Source organism: Anaerotruncus massiliensis (ex Togo et al. 2026) (assembly GCF_900199635.1).
In the GTDB taxonomy this organism is placed as follows: Bacteria; Bacillota; Clostridia; order Oscillospirales; family Ruminococcaceae; genus Anaerotruncus; species Anaerotruncus massiliensis.
The window spans coordinates 2,226,441-2,241,230 of sequence record NZ_LT962687.1 but is presented as its reverse complement, the minus strand read 5'-3'; the positions used below and the strand labels follow the sequence as shown (position 1 = coordinate 2,241,230).

The following is a 14,790-nucleotide window of genomic DNA, read 5'->3' as shown; positions in this document are numbered from 1 at the left end:
GGATGGTAAAGATTTGCCTGGACCCCGGCCACGGAGGGACGGATCCCGGAGCGCTGCTCGGGAAACGGTACGAAAAGGACGATGTGCTGCGGCTCGCGCTGGCCGTGAAGCCCCTGCTCGAAGCGCAGGGCCTCGGCGTGGTCATGACCCGGACGGACGACAATGCCGTCCCCTCAATCTCGGAACGGTGCCAGATGGCCAACACGGCGGGATGCGCCTATTACCTCTCCCTCCACCGGGACGCGGCGGGCCCCGCCGCCCACGGCATCAGCCTGTGGGTGCACAGCAGGGCGAACGACCCCACGGTGCGCAAGGCGCAGTACATTTTGGACGAGCTGCTCGCCGTCGTGCCGACGCAGGACCGGGGCGTGCAGAAGGGCGCCCCGCAGAACTATGAGAACTTCGGGGTGAACGTCTACACGACAATGGCCTCGGCCCTGCTGGAGCTGGGATTCATCACGAACGCGGACGACAACGACCGCTTTGACCGGTACTTTGACCAGTATGCCGAGGCGGTCGCATGGGGATTGTGCAAGGCCGTGGGGGTGACGTACACGGCGAAGGACAAGCCCGCAGAGGCCCCGGAGTCTTTAGCTTTCAACCTCAATAAGAGGTGTAATAGCGGGTGTAATAGGATAAAAAATCCGCGACAATTTCAGACATAACAAAATCCCTGCAAACCGGTTAACGGCTTGCAGGGATTTTACGTGGTGGAGACGAAGGGGATCGAACCCTCTACCTCTTGAATGCCATTCAAGCGCTCTCCCAGGTGAGCTACGCCCCCACGGTCATGGTGACCCATCGGAGATTCGAACTCCGGACACCTTGATTAAAAGTCAAGTGCTCTGCCAACTGAGCTAATGGGTCGATGCTGCGGTCGCAGGCACTGTGTCTGTACGACGCTTGATTATTATAGCAAAACAGGGACAGCTTGTCAACTATTCGGGACGAAATTTTTACAGGGAAAGGGATTCGACAGGAAAAGCCCCGTGACAAACCGGGGCCGATTTGGTAAAATGGGACCAATGGCTGAAAGGGGGTGCGCGCGTGGACGCGGGACAGATGGATATCCGGATGCTCCGGGGGGTGGGGGAGACCCGCGCGCGCACGCTCGCGAAGATGGGGATCGCGACGCTGGAGGATCTGCTGCTGCACTATCCGCGCGGTTACATCGACCTTTCGGCGCCCTGCGGCATCCTGGACGCGCCGCTCGACCGGCCGTGCGCGGTGCTCGCCACGGTGGTCAAAAAGTCGGGGGAGATCCGCACGCGCGGCGGGCTCAAGATGTACAAGGCGACCGTCGCGGACGACAGCGGCGAAATGGAACTGACCTTCTTCAACACGAAGTATGCGGTGGAATCGCTCGACTACGACGCGGCCTACCTCTTCTACGGGCGGGTGGAGGGCAACCTCCTGCGCCGGGAGATGCGCGCGCCGCAGATTTTCCCGCCGCGTGCCGACCGGCCCTTCTTCGCGGTCTACCCGCTGACGGCGGGCGTCTCCGCCCGGACTTTTTCGGGGCTGGTGGAGCAGGCGCTGAAGCTCTCGCCCATCCTGCCCGAACGGATCCCGGCGGACATCCGGGCCGAATACCGCCTGGAGGGGATCGCCGGGGCGGTGCGCGCCATCCACCGCCCGCAAAATCCCGACGAGCTCGAAACAGCCAAGCGGCGCCTCATCTTTGAGGAGCTCTTCACGCTGGCCGCCGGGGTCGGCCTGCTGCGCACCCGCACCCGCGCGGCCGCCGCGCAGCCGATGGAACCCCATTCGCTGCAGCCCTTCTACGACGCGCTGCCCTTCACGCTGACGGGCGCGCAGCGCCGCGCGATCGAGGAATTGACCGCCGACATGCGCAGGTCCGCCCCGGCCAACCGGCTCGTGCAGGGGGACGTCGGCTCGGGCAAGACGATGGTCGCGGCGGCGGGGGCGTATTTCGCGTTTCTGTCAGGCGCGCAGTCGGCGATGATGGCTCCCACCGAGCTGCTCGCGCGGCAGCACTATGAGGGCCTTTCCCCCCTTTGCGGGCGGCTGGGGATGAGGGTGGGCCTGCTCGTCGGCTCGATGACGCCCGCCAAAAAGCGCGCGATGCACGAGGCGCTCGCGGCGGGGGAATTCGACCTCTGCATCGGCACCCACGCGCTGCTCTCGCAGGGGGTGTCCTTCCAAAACCTCGCGCTCGTCATCACCGACGAGCAGCACCGGTTCGGGGTGGCGCAGCGCGCCGCGCTCGGCCAGAAGGGCCGGCACGCCCACACGCTCGTCATGTCCGCGACCCCTATCCCGCGCACCCTCGCCCTGATGATCTACGGGGAGCTCGACGTCTCGGTGATCGACGAGCTGCCGCCCGGGCGCAGCCCGGTGCTCACCTACAAGATCTCGTCGGGCAAGCGGGAGCGGGCCTTCGGGTTCATCCGGGAGCACCTCGACCGGGGATTACAGGCGTACATCGTCTGCCCGCGCGTCGAGGCGGGGGAGGAGGACACCGGCCTGCGCGCCGCGACCGACTACATGCTCGAGCTTTCGGGCGGGGCCTTCAAGGGCTACACGGTCGGCCTCCTGCACGGCAGGATGAAGGCCGCGGACAAGGAGCGCACGATGGCGGGCTTCCAGGACGGGACGGTGCAACTGCTCGTCTCGACCACGGTGGTCGAGGTGGGGGTGGACGTGCCCAACGCGGTCATCATGATGGTGGAGAATGCCGAGCGGTTCGGCCTGAGCCAGCTGCACCAGCTGCGGGGCCGGGTCGGGCGGGGGAAGGAGCAGTCCTACTGCATCCTGCTCTCCGACAGCACGAGCCCCGAGACGCTCGACCGCTTAAAGACGATGTGCAGGACGAACGACGGGTTCGCCATCGCGGAATACGACCTGCGCACCCGGGGACCGGGCAATTTCCTCGGACAGCAGCAGCACGGTCTGCCGCAGCTGCGCATCGCGGACCTCGCGGCCGACGTGGAGGTCGTGGCCGAGGCGCAGCGGGCGGCGAACCGCGTGCTTGCGGATGACCCGGCGCTGCAAAAGCCGGAGCACGCCGCGCTGCGCGCGGCCGTCGAACGGCTGATGGACTCGGTGGGGGAGCGCCCCAACTGAAGCGGCCCGCGGGCCGCGCCTTCCGGACAAAATCAAAAAGAGCGGCGGGGCTTTGGCCCCGCCGCTCTTTTGATATCGGCTTATTTCTGCTTGGACTGGTAGATCGCGTAGGCGTCGCGGGCGATCATGAGTTCCTCGTTGGTGGGGATGACCCAGACCTTCACGCGGCTGTCGGGGGTGGAGATCTCCTCCTCGTCGCCGTGGTTGGCGGCGTTTTTCTCCTCGTCGAGCCGGATGCCGAGGAAATCCATGTTGCGGCAGACCTCGCGCCGCAGGTCGGGGGAGTGCTCGCCGATGCCGGCGGTGAAGATGACCGCGTCGAGCCCGTTCATCGCGGCGGCATAGGAGCCGATATACTTCTGGATCTGGTAGTTGAGCATGTCGATCGCGATCTGTGCGCGCTCGTCGCCCTCGGCGCAGGCGTTCTCAACGTCGCGGTGGTCGCTCGAGACGCCCGAGACGCCCAGCAGGCCGGATTTCTTGTTGATGACGTTATGTATGCCCTCCAGGTCGAGGCCCGCCTTCTGGGCCATCGGAAGCAGAAGCGAGGGGTCGATGTCGCCGCTTCGGGTGCCCATCATGAGGCCGGCGAGCGCGGTGTAGCCCATCGTGGTGTCGACCGATTTGCCGCCGTCGACCGCGCAGAGGGAGGAGCCGTTGCCGAGGTGGCAGGAGACGATCTTGAGCTCCTCCACCGGCTTGCCGAGCAGCTTTGCGAGCCGCAGGGAGACATAGCGGTGGCTGGTGCCGTGGTAGCCGTAGCGGCGGAAGCCGTAGTCCTTGTAATAGTCGTAGGGGATCGCGTACATATACGCCTTGGGCGGCATGGTCAGGTGGAAGGAGTTGTCGTAGACGGCGACCTGGACCTTGCCGGAGAAGGTGTCCTGGCAGGCCCGGATGCCGGTGAGCATGCCGGGCAGGTGCAGGGGGAACATCTCGGTGGTGGCCTCGATGTCCTTCAAAACCTCGGGGGTGATCTCGTTGGAACAGGGGGAAACCCGGCTGAACGCCAGCCGGTGGCCGACGGCGACGATGTCGTCGATGCTGTCGATGACCTTGGTCTCGCCCGAAAGCAGCAGGCCGACGACCCGGTCGAGCGCGGCCTTGTGGTTGGGCAGGTCGGTCTCGACGACCTTCTTGGTGCCGAAGTACTTGTAGGTGATCTTGCCGCCGTCGATGCCGATGCGCTCGCAGTTGCCCGAGACGAGCACCTGCTCGCTCTCCATGTCGATGAGCTGGTACTTGAGGGACGAACTGCCCGCGTTGACCACAAAGACGTTGTTCATCCGTTTGCCCGCGTTGACCACATGCACGTTGTTCATGATGATTGCTCCTCCTTATTCTGCCCGCCGGATGATCCCCATGGGGGTCTGCTCACTGCACTGGCCGAGCGGGTTGTCCTTCAAAATTTTGCAGAGCAGATCGCGGTCCATCTTCCTGTCGGAGGTGCCGAGGATCTGCCCTTCGAGGTCGTTGATGTCGGTGATGGCCACCGGCGTGCCGCCGATGCGCCGGGAGATCTCCGCCGCGACCTCGTCGGGACGGTCGGGGCCGAGCACGACGTAGTGGTTGTAGGGCGGCAGCGTGAAGTCGCACGGCCCGTCGATGCTGCGCGCCTTGTAGCCCGCGATGTTGTAGAACCATCCGCGGATGTGGAAGAGCTTGCCCACGGCGGAGACGGCGGCGGCGAAGAGGATGCGGATGGTGCCGCACTCCTGGAGCGCCATCTCCATCGTCTCGGGCATCGCGAGCCCGATGCCGTAGGGGGTGCGCAGCACGAACCGGCTGAGGAAGCGCGCGAGCGGACGGGGATGGATGTCCTCGAGCGGAATGGCTCGGCGCTGGGTGCAGGCGACCGCCTTCTCGGTGATGAAGACGATATCCCCCGGCTCCGTGAGCGGGGAAACGTATTTTTCCACCACGTCGCAGATGTTGTCCTGGTCGGTGATGACGTGCGTTTTGATGCACAGCCGCCGGTAGCCGACGCCGTCCACCTCAATGACCTCGTTCTTTTCCGGGTTCACCACATAGCCCGCCGGGGTCTCCTCCCGCGCGGGTTGGGCCGCGGGCGTTTCCTGCGCGGATGCGTCCCCGGCGGGGGCGTCCGCGGTCTCCGGCGCGGCGTCCAGAACGGCGTCCTCCGGCTGCGCGCCGATGGGCGCGGTTTGTTCGTTCGACATGTTGACCATCCCTTATCTTAAATTACCTGTTTATTGTGAGGTTCAATCACCAAGATTATACAACGTTTCCGCCCGTCCGTCAAAGGGCGCGGCCTTATTCGGCTGGAACAAACTGGATTTCATCCGGAAAGAGGAGTTCGTCCTCCCCGAGCGCCGCGCCGTCCCGCAGCCGGAGGTCCGCGCCGCAGTCCCACAGGCTGAAGCCTTCGCTTCCGGTAAAGGCGCGGGACCCGTCGGGCATCGTGAGCCAGACGGCGGCTTCCTCCAGCCGGTCGGCCTCCGATTTGAAATAGGCCGCGATGCAGCAGTTTTCCGGGAGCCCGTAATTGAGGCAGACCGGGACGCGCAGGGCGCTGCCGTCGGCCTCCGGCTTGGAGGAGAGCAGATTGTAGCTGCGGGATTCCGGGGAACCGTCGGAAAATTCGTAGGCGCTCGCGCCGTCATAGGAGAGCGTCCGCCCGGAGGAAAAGAAGAGCAGGTCGGGCAGGCCGTTTTCGCCGGTGTCGAGGAAGCGGTAAACGGGCTGCGCGAGGGAAAAATACGCCATGCGGTAGCCTCCGCCCGGCTGGGAGTGGAAGAAATAGGCGGGCGCGGGCGAATTCCCGAAGTACATGGCCTGCGGCAGGGCGGAGACGATATAGTCCCGCGCGCCGTCACCGTTCACGTCGCCCGCAGCGATGTCGTACCGCATGAGCGGGAGCACCTCGGGTCCAAACTCCTCGGCGTACCCGGTGAGGAAGAAGTCCTCCGCCTCCGCCGGGAGGGAAAAGCCCACGGGCAGGTTGTCCTCCCCGGCTTCGTACTCCCCGGATTCGAGCGCGAGCAGGACATGGTCGCTCTTCCATTCGAGCGAGTCCAGCGCCACGGGCGGCGGAGGAACTTCCGTTCCCGCAGGGGCGGGCGCCGGAGAAGCCTCCGGAGCCGCCGCGCTTTCGGTGGCGGCGCTTTGGGACGCGGCGCTTTCCGGGGCGGGCGCCGCCGCCGGCGCGCCGCAGGCGGAGAGCGCGAGGGCGAGCGAAAGCGGCAGGGCGAACAGGGCGGACGTTTTCATCATAGCTCTCCCCGTCAGACGGTTTTCTGCGCGGCGAGCGAGCGGTCGCGCCAGACGCACCAGGCGGTGATCGTGACGATGACGATCACGCCGCCCGCGAGGGCGAAGACGCCGGGACGCTCGCCGGTGAAGAGGAAGACCCACACAGGGTTCAGAAGCGGTTCGATCGCGCCGAGCAGCGAGCACATGAGCGCGGGGCAGTCCTTGACGGCGATGCCGTAGAGGACGTAGGGGATGCCGAGCTGGACGACGCCGAGCGCGAGGATGCTCAGGACGGCGGGCGCGGTGACGGGGGTGTCGAAGACGAACATGAAGGGGATGCCCGCGGCGGCCGTGAAGAGATGGCCGAGCAGGATGCCGCTCATGCGGCTCTCCTCGTCGGTGTTGCCGGTGATGATATACATGCAGGCCATCGAGAGGCCGGCGAAGATCGCGACGAAGTTGCCCAGCAGGTTGCCGGGCGCGAGCTGGTCGAGGAAGAAGAGCGCGATGCCGCACATCGTGACCGACACGGTGATCACGTCCGCGCGGGAAAATTTCTGGCGCAGGAAGATCGCCGACAAAATCAGGATGAAGACGGGCGCGGTGAACTGGAGCACGATGGCGTTCGCCGCGGTGGTGAGCTTGTTGGCGGAGACGAAGGCGAGGAAGGTCAGCGCCAGAAAGACGCCGCTCACGAGGGAGGCGCGGTTGAGGCGCAGCCGCTGTTTCGTGGCGCGCAGGTAGATGACGACGCAGCCCGCGGAGATGAGGCTTCGCCATCCCGCGATGACCAGTCCGTTCCAGGGGATCATCTTGATGAAGATGCCGGCGACGCTCCAGAGGGTGGCGCAGATCATCATCAGGAAGATCGCGCGCTGCTGCGCCTTTTGGGAGTTCATGGGGAAGACCTCCGTTTCAGTGATTTACAACAGTTCCTATCCTATCGTAAAAAAGCCTCAAATACAAGGTCCTTATTCAACAAATTGCTTTATTTTACGGGAAAAACTGTGTATAATAGTACCTATCATCACCCGTTGAAGGAGCGCCGCATGGTTTTTGCAAATCTGCTGTTCATCTACCTGTTCCTGCCGCTCAATATCCTCTTTTACTTTCTTTCGAAAAAGCTCGTCTACCGCAACCTGGTGCTGGTGGCGTTTTCCTTCCTGTTCTACGCCTGGGGCGAGCCGGTGTGGTTCCTGCTGCTGCTGACCTCCGCCGCGTTCGACTACATGCACGGACGGCTGATCGAGCGCTACCGGGGGACCTGGGCGGCCAAGGCGGCGCTCGCCTCCTCGCTGGCGCTCAACCTCGGGCTGCTCGGCACCTTCAAGTACAGCGGCTTTCTCGTTCAGAACCTGAACGCCCTGCTGGGCACCGCCTTTCCGGTGCCCGCTTTCGCGCTGCCCATCGGCATCTCCTTCTACACCTTCCAGACGATCTCCTACGTCGTTGACGTCTACCGCGGGGACGCCAGGGCGCAGCCCAACCCCGTCTATTACCTGCTCTACCTGTCGATGTACCACCAGCTGGTGGCGGGCCCCGTCGTGCGCTACGCCGACGTGGCAAGGGAGATCACCACGCGGACGACCGACGCCGTCTCCTTCTCGGAGGGGCTGACGCGGGTCTGCTTCGGGCTGGCGAAAAAGGTGCTCGTCGCCAACACCGCGGGCTCCCTCGCGGACAAGTTCCTGCTGGCCCCCGCCTCGGGCCTCTCGGTCGGCGGGGCGTGGTTCGGCGCGGCGATGTTCACTTTGCAGATCTATTACGACTTCTCCGGCTACTCCGACATGGCCATCGGGCTGGGGCGGATGTTCGGCTTCCACTATAAGGAGAACTTTAACTACCCCTATGTCGCCCGCTCCGCCACCGAGTTCTGGCGGCGGTGGCACATCTCCCTCTCGAGTTTCTTCCGGGACTACGTCTACATCCCGCTCGGCGGCAACCGGAAGCACCAGTATCTGAACCTGCTGGCCGTGTGGCTGCTGACCGGGCTCTGGCACGGCGCGAGCTGGAACTTCATCCTCTGGGGGCTCTACTACGGCGCGTTCATCGCGCTCGAGCGGCTCTTCCTCGGGGACCTGCTCGACCGGCTGCCGGCGGTGTTTGGGCACCTCTACCTGCTGCTGCTCGCCACGACCGGCTGGGTGATCTTCTACTTCACCGACCTTGGCAAGCTCGGCGGATACCTCTCGGTCATGTTCGGCCTTTCGGGTGCGCGCGGCTGGGACAGCAACGTGCAGATCACCCTGCTCAACAACATCTTCTGGGTGGCGCTGGCGGCGTTTTTCTGCATGCCGGCCGTCAAATGGCTCAAGCGCGCGGTCTCTGAGCGGCTCGACCCGGGGAAATCCGCCGTCCTGCTGGCGCTTTCGCCCGCGCTCTGCTTCCTCCTGCTCATCGTCTGCACCGCGCAGCTGGTCGGGCAGAGTTACAACCCCTTCCTCTATTACCGTTTCTGACCGGGGGAATCCCCGGTTTTCGGAGGCTTTATGGACCAGTACCGCAAACAGAACTATGTCTACCGTCCCGCTCCCAAGCGGGCCGCGCGCCCGCGCGGCCCCGAGGAGGAGCGGGAACGGTATTACGCGCTCATCCGCCACCGCATCGATCCGGAGCGGCTGCACAGGCTGAGCTGGGTCAACATTGCTGTGCTCTGCGGGGCGCTGCTGGCCTTCTTCCTCGGCTCGCTGCTGGGCCCCAAGCCCGAGCGCTCCGCGATGGAGAAGCGCGACCTCGCGCGGTTTCCCGCCTTTTCGGCCGAGGCGCTGAGGAGCGGGACGTTCACGCGGGACATCGAAACGTGGTACGCCGACACCTTCCCTTTCCGGGACGGGTTCGTGGGCCTTTCCGCCGTCGTGGACGAGGCGCACGGCGTGCGCGTCGACGACGTGCGCATCGTCGCGCCCTCGGGCGGCGAGGCGCAGGACCTTCCCGACGCCTCCAACCAGCCGCCCGCCGCGCCGCAGGAGCCCCAGCCGGCGCCCGCCGGGCCGGGGGATTCCTCCTCCGCGCCCGAAACCCAATCCGACGCGTCCTCCGCGCCCGAAACGCCGCCGGCGGTGGACGACGGGGCCGCGCCCGGCGCGATCACGGGCGGCACCTTCGTCTACAGGGGGATGGCGATGTCCCTTTACGGGGGCGACCCGGCGAGCGGGAAGTGGTACGCGCAGGTGCTCAACTCCTACCATGAGGAGCTGCCCGACGTTCAGATCTACAACATGATCATCCCCACGGCGATCGAGTTCTACGTCCCGGACAAATACCGCGACCTCACCCAGTCCCAGAAGGCGATGATCGACCTCGTCTACGGGACGCTCGACCCGTCGATCAAGAAGGTGGACGCCTATTCGGAGCTCGCGGCGCACACGGACGAGTATATCTACTTCCGCACCGACCACCACTGGACGGGCCTGGGCGCCTATTACGCCTACCGGGCGTTCTGCGGGGAGGCGGGGCTGACGCCCAAGGAGCTGAGCGATTTTGAGACGCGCCGGCTCGACGATTTCATCGGCACGATGTATTCCCAGACGCAGGACACCACCCTGCTCAAGAACCCCGACTATGTCGACTACTATCTCTTCAAGCAGCCCTACGAGGCGCAGCGGTTCCTGGTGGACGCCCCCTACAGCGGGGTGGACAGCACCCTCTGGGGGGAGTACGCGCAGAGCCCCAACAGCTATTCCGTCTTCCTGCACGGGGATTTCCCCCTCGTCCAGGTCAAGACGGGCATCGGCAACGGGCGCAGGATTCTGGTCGTCAAGGAGTCGTTCGGCAACGCCTTCGCGCCCTTTTTGATCAACCACTACGACGAGGTGTATATCGTCGACCAGCGGTATTTCCAGCTCCCGCTCGTCGACTTCATCAGGGAGCACGGCATCAACGAGCTGGTCTTCGCGAACAATTCCTTCGCGGTCTGCACCCCCTACCACATCCGGTGCATCGACAACATGCGCCATCAGGTATTCGTTCCGCGCGCCCTCCAGGCGGACGTCCCCAAGGCCGGGGAACCGGAGGAGTCCGGTGAGGACGCTCGGGAGCAGGAGGAACAGGAGCCGCCGGACGAGGGGGACCGTCCCCGCAGGCTGCGGCCGCGCGGCGGATAAAGGAGGGGAACCGGCATGAAAATCGGGAGACGCGCGCTGGCGCTGGCGCTCAGCCTGGCGCTGCTCTGTTCCTGCGCGCCGATGGAACCGGGGACGCAGGAATCCGAGCCGATGCGGGTCGTGCGGGTGCTGACCCTCCTGGTGCCCAACACGCTGGACCAGGTCGTGCTCGAGCAGGCGGACGCGTTCGCGGCGGACGCCGCGCGCCTGAGCGGCGGGCAGCTCGTCATCGACGTGCGCACCGGACAGTCGCCCGCCGACGCGCTCACGGGCGGGGAGGCGGACCTCGCCTTTTTGCGCAACGCGCAGATGGCCCAGCTTGACGAACGCTTTTCGACCTTCGCGCTGCCCTTCCTCTACGACGACCACCAGCATTTGAGCCTCGCGCTCAATTCGGAGGAGCTGCTCGGACGGCTCAACACCGGCCTCCAGCCGCGCGGGATCCGCCTGCTGAACGCCTTCTACTCCGGCAGCGCCTTTCTCGTCTCGACGAAGGGGGAGCTGCGCACTCCCTCCGACTACAAGGGGATCGCCGCGGCGCTGCGCACCGACAACGCGGACAAGCTCGCGGTCTTTTCCTCGCTCGGCGCGCGGGTGCTGCCCTATTCGGCCTCCGCCATCCCCAACATGCTCGGCGCGCAGGCGGAGCTGCTCCCCGAGGGGGCGGACGGCCCCGCCGAGGAGGTGACGGTCGACACGATCGAGGTGGATACCGAGCAGGCGCTCGCCCTTGAGGCCGACCCCAACACCCTCTTCTTCATCAAGAGCTACCATGCGGCCGCGCCGCTCTGGCTGGGGGCGAACGAGCAGTCGCTCACGTCTCTCACCGCCTATGAACGCGCGGTGCTCAGCGAGGCCTGCGCCGGGCTGCTCGCCGGGCTCGAGCGGGTCTATACCGACAGGGAGGCGGCGGCCTTCGACGAGCTGCGCGCCCGCGGCGTGGAGGTCGTCGAGATCGAGCGCCAGCAGGTTTCGGCGGTGCTCTACGACAGCTCCCGCAACCTCCCGCTCGACCCCGGGCGGTACCTGCCGCCCGCCTACTTCGACCGCAGGCTCTATGAGATCATCCAGAGCTATTCGCCGCTCTCCTGAGGGAACGGAAGGCGCAGAGAGCTTGCCGGGCGGGGGCACACGGCGGAGGACGGCTTGCCCTCCGCCCGTGAGGCGCACGCGTGTCCCGCTTGCGCCATGGAAATGAAAAAAAGGAGCGGCCGCCCATTTCGGGCGGCCGCTCCTTTATTGCAGTCTGTCAGGGATGGGCACACGGGAGGGGGCGGCCCGCCCCCTGCCCGTGAAATGCGTCTGTACATTGCCGCAGGCGGCAATGCACATCGGTCATTTGCGGACGGGAACCGCAAATGACGCGCATTTTCAGTCGTCGTTATCGATGATGCGCAGGCCGCTCGGGGAGCGGCGGATGAGGCCGCCGCTCTTGCTGGAGGAGCTGCGCCCGCGGTCGTCGTCATCGTCGTCGCTGGAACGGCGGTCGTCGAGGTCCTCCGCGCCGATCGCGTCGCAGTAGGTGCAGACGGGCGGCATGTTGGTGGTCTTGTACCAGCCGGTGGCGGTGGTGGCGCAGCTGTCGCCCGCCAGGTCGCCCGATTCGGTGCAGTATTCCGCCTGCTGCACATCGCCCCAGATGGGGAACTGCTTGGGCTCGAGGCCCTCGTGGACCTGCTGCATCAGCGTGCGGTAGACCTCCGGCGGCGGATACCAGACGCCGGTGTAGCGGATGCGTTCCGGCTCGTCGTAGCCCATCCAGATCGCGCAGACATAGTAGGGGGTGTCGCCGATGAACCACTGGTCCTTGTCGTCGTCGGTGGTGCCGGTCTTGCCCGCCACGGGGAAGCTCGCCGAGTTCCAGGGGGCGCGCCCGCCCGTTCCGTGCGGGCCGGTTGTGACCCGCTGCATCAGGCGGTTGATGATTGTGGCCGTCTCGGGGGTGATGACGCGGCGGGGGGTGGTGTCCCGCTCGAGGATGGGGTTGCCGTCCGCGTCAAGCACGCGGGTGTAGGCGTAGGGACGGGTGAAATAGCCGCCGTTGGCGAAAATCTGGTAGGCGCCCGCCATTTCCAGCGGAGAAACGCCGTCGGTCAGGCCGCCGAGCGCCATCGGGAAGACGTCGATATCCGATTTGATGCCGCTGTCGGTGACCTTGCGGTCGACGAGGGAATACATGTCGAGCTTCTCGGTGAGGAAGTCAAAGGAGGTTTTGGGGCCGATCTGCTGGATCAGCTTATAGGGGACGGTGTTGGTGGAGCGCTGAAGCGCCTCGTCGACCGTGATGGGGCCGAGGTAGCCGGAATAGTGGTTGACGAGGGTGTGGGTGCCGAGGTCGACCGGGCCGTCGTCGATTTTGGTGGACCAGGTGACCACGTCCCGTTCGACCGCCTGCAAATAGGCGGAGATCGGCTTGATCGACGAACCGCACTGGCGGTAGGCGTCGGTCGCGCGGTTAAATTCACGCATGCCGCGTTTTTCGCCGATGCCGCCCGCGAGGGCGATGATCTTGCCGTTCGGGTCGAGGATGGCGGCGGCCGACTGCGGGTATTCGCCCTCGTTGGTGACGGTCGGGAAGTTCTTGACGTCGCTGTAGAAGTTGGTGACGATGTCCTGCACCCGCTCGTCGACGGTCGTATAGATCCGCAGACCGCCGCTTGTGACCATCTGCTGGGCGACCTGGTTGGTGTAGCCGTACTGCTCCATCAGATCGTCGATGACCTGATCGATCACATAGTCGGTAAAATAGCTGTAGACAGGGTTGACGCGGGAGGCGGCGAACTCGGTCTTGAATTCAAGCTTTTCGTTGAGCGCCTCCTCGTACTCCTTGTCGGTGAGGTAGCCCTGCTCGTGCATCGCGAAGAGGATGTTCTCCTGGCGGCGTTTGTTCGCCTCGGGATGGGCCAGCGGGTTATAGGCGCCGGGCGCGTTGGTGATGCCGATGATCGACGCGGCCTCGGCGACCGACAGCTCGCTGACGTCCTTGCCGAAATAGGTGTTCGCGGCGGCCTGCACGCCGTAGGCGCCGTTGTTGAAGTAGATGGTGTTCAGATAGGCCTCCAGGATCTGATCCTTGGAGTAGCGTTTTTCCAGGTTGAGGGCGCGGAAGATTTCCTGCACCTTGCGTTCGATACGCACCTCGTTGTCGCCGGTGATGTTTTTGATAAGCTGCTGGTCGATGGTCGAGCCGCCGGCCTGGGTGGGATAGATCGGGATGAACATGTTGACGAACGCGCCGAAGGTGCGCTTCCAGTCGACGCCCTGGTGCGTCCAGAAGCGTTGGTCCTCGATGGCGACAACCGCCTCCTGCATGTGCTTGGGGATTTTATCCAGTGAAACCCAAATGCGGTTTTCCGTGGTCTGGAGCTGCTGGAGCACCTTGGGCTCGCCCGTCTCCGGATCGGTTTCCTCGGTGTAGAGGATGGTGGAGTAGCGCAGGTTCAGGTCGCTTAAGCTGATCTCCTCGTCCGAGTTGATATAGCGCAGGATGTAGACGGTCAGCACCGACGCGATGATGCATCCGGTGATGATCCCCACCATAATCAGCGCGGCGATGACCCGCCCGATATTCGCAAGGGTGCCTCGGATGACACCCCCGCCCTTTTTATCTTTGCGAGATCCCAAAACAGAATCCTCCCATCTATCAGGAAAAAGTCACACTCCGGCAGTTTAGCATATCCTATAGTATACCACAATCGAAAGGCAAAGTGTTACGGTTTTTTAAACGAATTTCCGCGAAAAGGCGCGGGAAAGCAACAATTCCATCAATCTGTATATTCTGCCTATACTGTGTCCAAAATATTGTAAACGAATCCGTTTTCCCGGAATCTTGAACGAATCAAAGAGGTGCGTTCTTATGCGCAATGCGATTTTGCTGACTTTGGTGGGGATTGTCGCCGTTTCCCTGCTCACCGTGGGGGTGGTCTACGCCCTGCCCCAGGAATCCCCCGCGGAATTTTCCTCCGGGGCCTCCGCGGAAGCCCTTCCCTCGGAGGACACCTCCGGCTATCCTTACCTGCTGCGCAGCTACGACGGCAAGCTGGCGGTGTTTACCGACGACCTCGTGGAGCCGGACCTCGTGTTCGACGTCTACGTGCGCACCCTGCCCGAATACGATCAGCAGCAGCTGGAACGCGGGGTGCGCGTCAAAGATTACGACAAGCTGACCGCGCTCATCGAGGACTATATCAGCTGAAGAATCGATGCGGTGCTTCCCCCTTTTTCCGCCGCTCCTTTATAAGAGTGGCGGAAAGAGGGGATTTTTATGCGAAAGTGCACGGCCATCTTTGCGCCGCCGTCTCCGCGCCGGTGGGCGGAGGATTTTCGTAGGGACGGAAGGATCACGGTCAAGGCCAAGGATTTGGAGGAAAAAGGAAGCGGTTGAGAG

11 protein-coding genes and 2 tRNA genes are annotated in these 14,790 nt (G+C 64.4%); 6 read left to right on the top strand and 7 right to left on the bottom strand.

Going from position 1 to position 14,790, the window contains the following annotated elements; genetic code table 11:
- Positions 1–2: 2 nt before the first annotated feature.
- Positions 3–665, top strand: coding sequence for an N-acetylmuramoyl-L-alanine amidase family protein (locus tag C1A13_RS10950; RefSeq protein WP_101551922.1), 663 nt, complete (start codon positions 3–5; stop codon positions 663–665).
- 43 nt (positions 666–708) lie between these two features.
- On the opposite strand, the gene C1A13_RS10945 is transcribed toward C1A13_RS10950, so the two are convergent.
- Together C1A13_RS10945 and C1A13_RS10940 are read right to left on the bottom strand one after the other, a co-directional pair.
- Positions 709–784, bottom strand: a tRNA-Ala gene (locus C1A13_RS10945).
- A 7-nt stretch (positions 785–791) separates the two neighbouring features.
- Positions 792–867, bottom strand: a tRNA-Lys gene (locus C1A13_RS10940).
- A 180-nt stretch (positions 868–1,047) separates the two neighbouring features.
- On the opposite strand from C1A13_RS10940, the gene recG reads away from it, so the two are divergent.
- Positions 1,048–3,087 (top strand): ATP-dependent DNA helicase RecG, encoded by a 2,040-nt coding sequence (gene recG / locus C1A13_RS10935; protein ID WP_347295253.1) that lies wholly within the window; start codon positions 1,048–1,050, stop codon positions 3,085–3,087.
- Positions 3,088–3,167: 80 nt separating this feature from the next.
- Here recG and C1A13_RS10930 read toward each other — a convergent pair whose 3' ends face one another.
- The 4 genes from C1A13_RS10930 to C1A13_RS10915 all read right to left on the bottom strand — a co-directional run bounded on the left by C1A13_RS10930 (position 3,168) and on the right by C1A13_RS10915 (position 7,199).
- Positions 3,168–4,409, bottom strand: coding sequence for an acetate/propionate family kinase (locus tag C1A13_RS10930; RefSeq protein WP_242970863.1), 1,242 nt, complete (start codon positions 4,407–4,409; stop codon positions 3,168–3,170).
- Between the two features lie 15 nt (positions 4,410–4,424).
- On the bottom strand, positions 4,425–5,267 hold the full coding sequence (locus C1A13_RS10925; RefSeq protein WP_101551921.1) for a coenzyme F420-0:L-glutamate ligase: 843 nt from the start codon (positions 5,265–5,267) through the stop codon (positions 4,425–4,427).
- Positions 5,268–5,361: 94 nt separating this feature from the next.
- A complete protein-coding gene (locus C1A13_RS10920; protein WP_101551919.1) occupies positions 5,362–6,318 on the bottom strand; it encodes a hypothetical protein in 957 nt (318 codons plus the stop codon).
- Between the two features lie 14 nt (positions 6,319–6,332).
- The gene (locus C1A13_RS10915) at positions 6,333–7,199 is read right to left on the bottom strand and encodes a DMT family transporter (protein WP_101551917.1); all 867 of its coding nucleotides are present in this window, start codon (positions 7,197–7,199) and stop codon (positions 6,333–6,335) included.
- Between the two features lie 150 nt (positions 7,200–7,349).
- Between C1A13_RS10915 and C1A13_RS10910 the strand changes: the two genes are divergently transcribed.
- The 3 genes from C1A13_RS10910 to C1A13_RS10900 are packed head-to-tail and all read left to right on the top strand — an operon-like array spanning position 7,350 to position 11,495.
- Positions 7,350–8,759 carry an MBOAT family O-acyltransferase gene (locus C1A13_RS10910; protein WP_101551915.1) on the top strand — a complete coding sequence of 470 codons (1,410 nt, stop codon included), beginning with the start codon at positions 7,350–7,352 and terminating at the stop codon, positions 8,757–8,759.
- Between the two features lie 30 nt (positions 8,760–8,789).
- Positions 8,790–10,403 carry a DHHW family protein gene (locus C1A13_RS10905; protein ID WP_101551914.1) on the top strand — a complete coding sequence of 538 codons (1,614 nt, stop codon included), beginning with the start codon at positions 8,790–8,792 and terminating at the stop codon, positions 10,401–10,403.
- Positions 10,404–10,418: 15 nt separating this feature from the next.
- Positions 10,419–11,495: a hypothetical protein gene (locus C1A13_RS10900; protein WP_101551912.1), complete on the top strand. Its 1,077-nt coding sequence runs from the start codon at positions 10,419–10,421 to the stop codon at positions 11,493–11,495.
- Between the two features lie 279 nt (positions 11,496–11,774).
- Here the strand turns inward: C1A13_RS10900 and C1A13_RS10895 are convergent, their stop codons facing one another.
- Positions 11,775–14,027, bottom strand: coding sequence for a transglycosylase domain-containing protein (locus tag C1A13_RS10895; RefSeq protein ID WP_101551910.1), 2,253 nt, complete (start codon positions 14,025–14,027; stop codon positions 11,775–11,777).
- A 232-nt stretch (positions 14,028–14,259) separates the two neighbouring features.
- On the opposite strand from C1A13_RS10895, the gene C1A13_RS10890 reads away from it, so the two are divergent.
- The gene (locus tag C1A13_RS10890; protein WP_101551907.1) at positions 14,260–14,598 is read left to right on the top strand and encodes a hypothetical protein; all 339 of its coding nucleotides are present in this window, start codon (positions 14,260–14,262) and stop codon (positions 14,596–14,598) included.
- The last annotated feature ends 192 nt before the right edge of the window (positions 14,599–14,790 follow it).

What these genes read in the sequence shown, in the direction of transcription:
- C1A13_RS10950 (WP_101551922.1), top strand. Translation starts at nt 3, where the DNA reads ATGGTAAAGATTTGCCTGGACCCCGGCCACGGAGGGACGGATCCCGGA.
- C1A13_RS10930 (WP_242970863.1), bottom strand. Translation starts at nt 4,409, where the DNA reads ATGAACAACGTGCATGTGGTCAACGCGGGCAAACGGATGAACAACGTC.
- C1A13_RS10925 (WP_101551921.1), bottom strand. Translation starts at nt 5,267, where the DNA reads ATGTCGAACGAACAAACCGCGCCCATCGGCGCGCAGCCGGAGGACGCC.
- C1A13_RS10920 (WP_101551919.1), bottom strand. Translation starts at nt 6,318, where the DNA reads ATGAAAACGTCCGCCCTGTTCGCCCTGCCGCTTTCGCTCGCCCTCGCG.
- C1A13_RS10915 (WP_101551917.1), bottom strand. Translation starts at nt 7,199, where the DNA reads ATGAACTCCCAAAAGGCGCAGCAGCGCGCGATCTTCCTGATGATGATC.
- C1A13_RS10910 (WP_101551915.1), top strand. Translation starts at nt 7,350, where the DNA reads ATGGTTTTTGCAAATCTGCTGTTCATCTACCTGTTCCTGCCGCTCAAT.
- C1A13_RS10905 (WP_101551914.1), top strand. Translation starts at nt 8,790, where the DNA reads ATGGACCAGTACCGCAAACAGAACTATGTCTACCGTCCCGCTCCCAAG.
- C1A13_RS10900 (WP_101551912.1), top strand. Translation starts at nt 10,419, where the DNA reads ATGAAAATCGGGAGACGCGCGCTGGCGCTGGCGCTCAGCCTGGCGCTG.
- C1A13_RS10890 (WP_101551907.1), top strand. Translation starts at nt 14,260, where the DNA reads ATGCGCAATGCGATTTTGCTGACTTTGGTGGGGATTGTCGCCGTTTCC.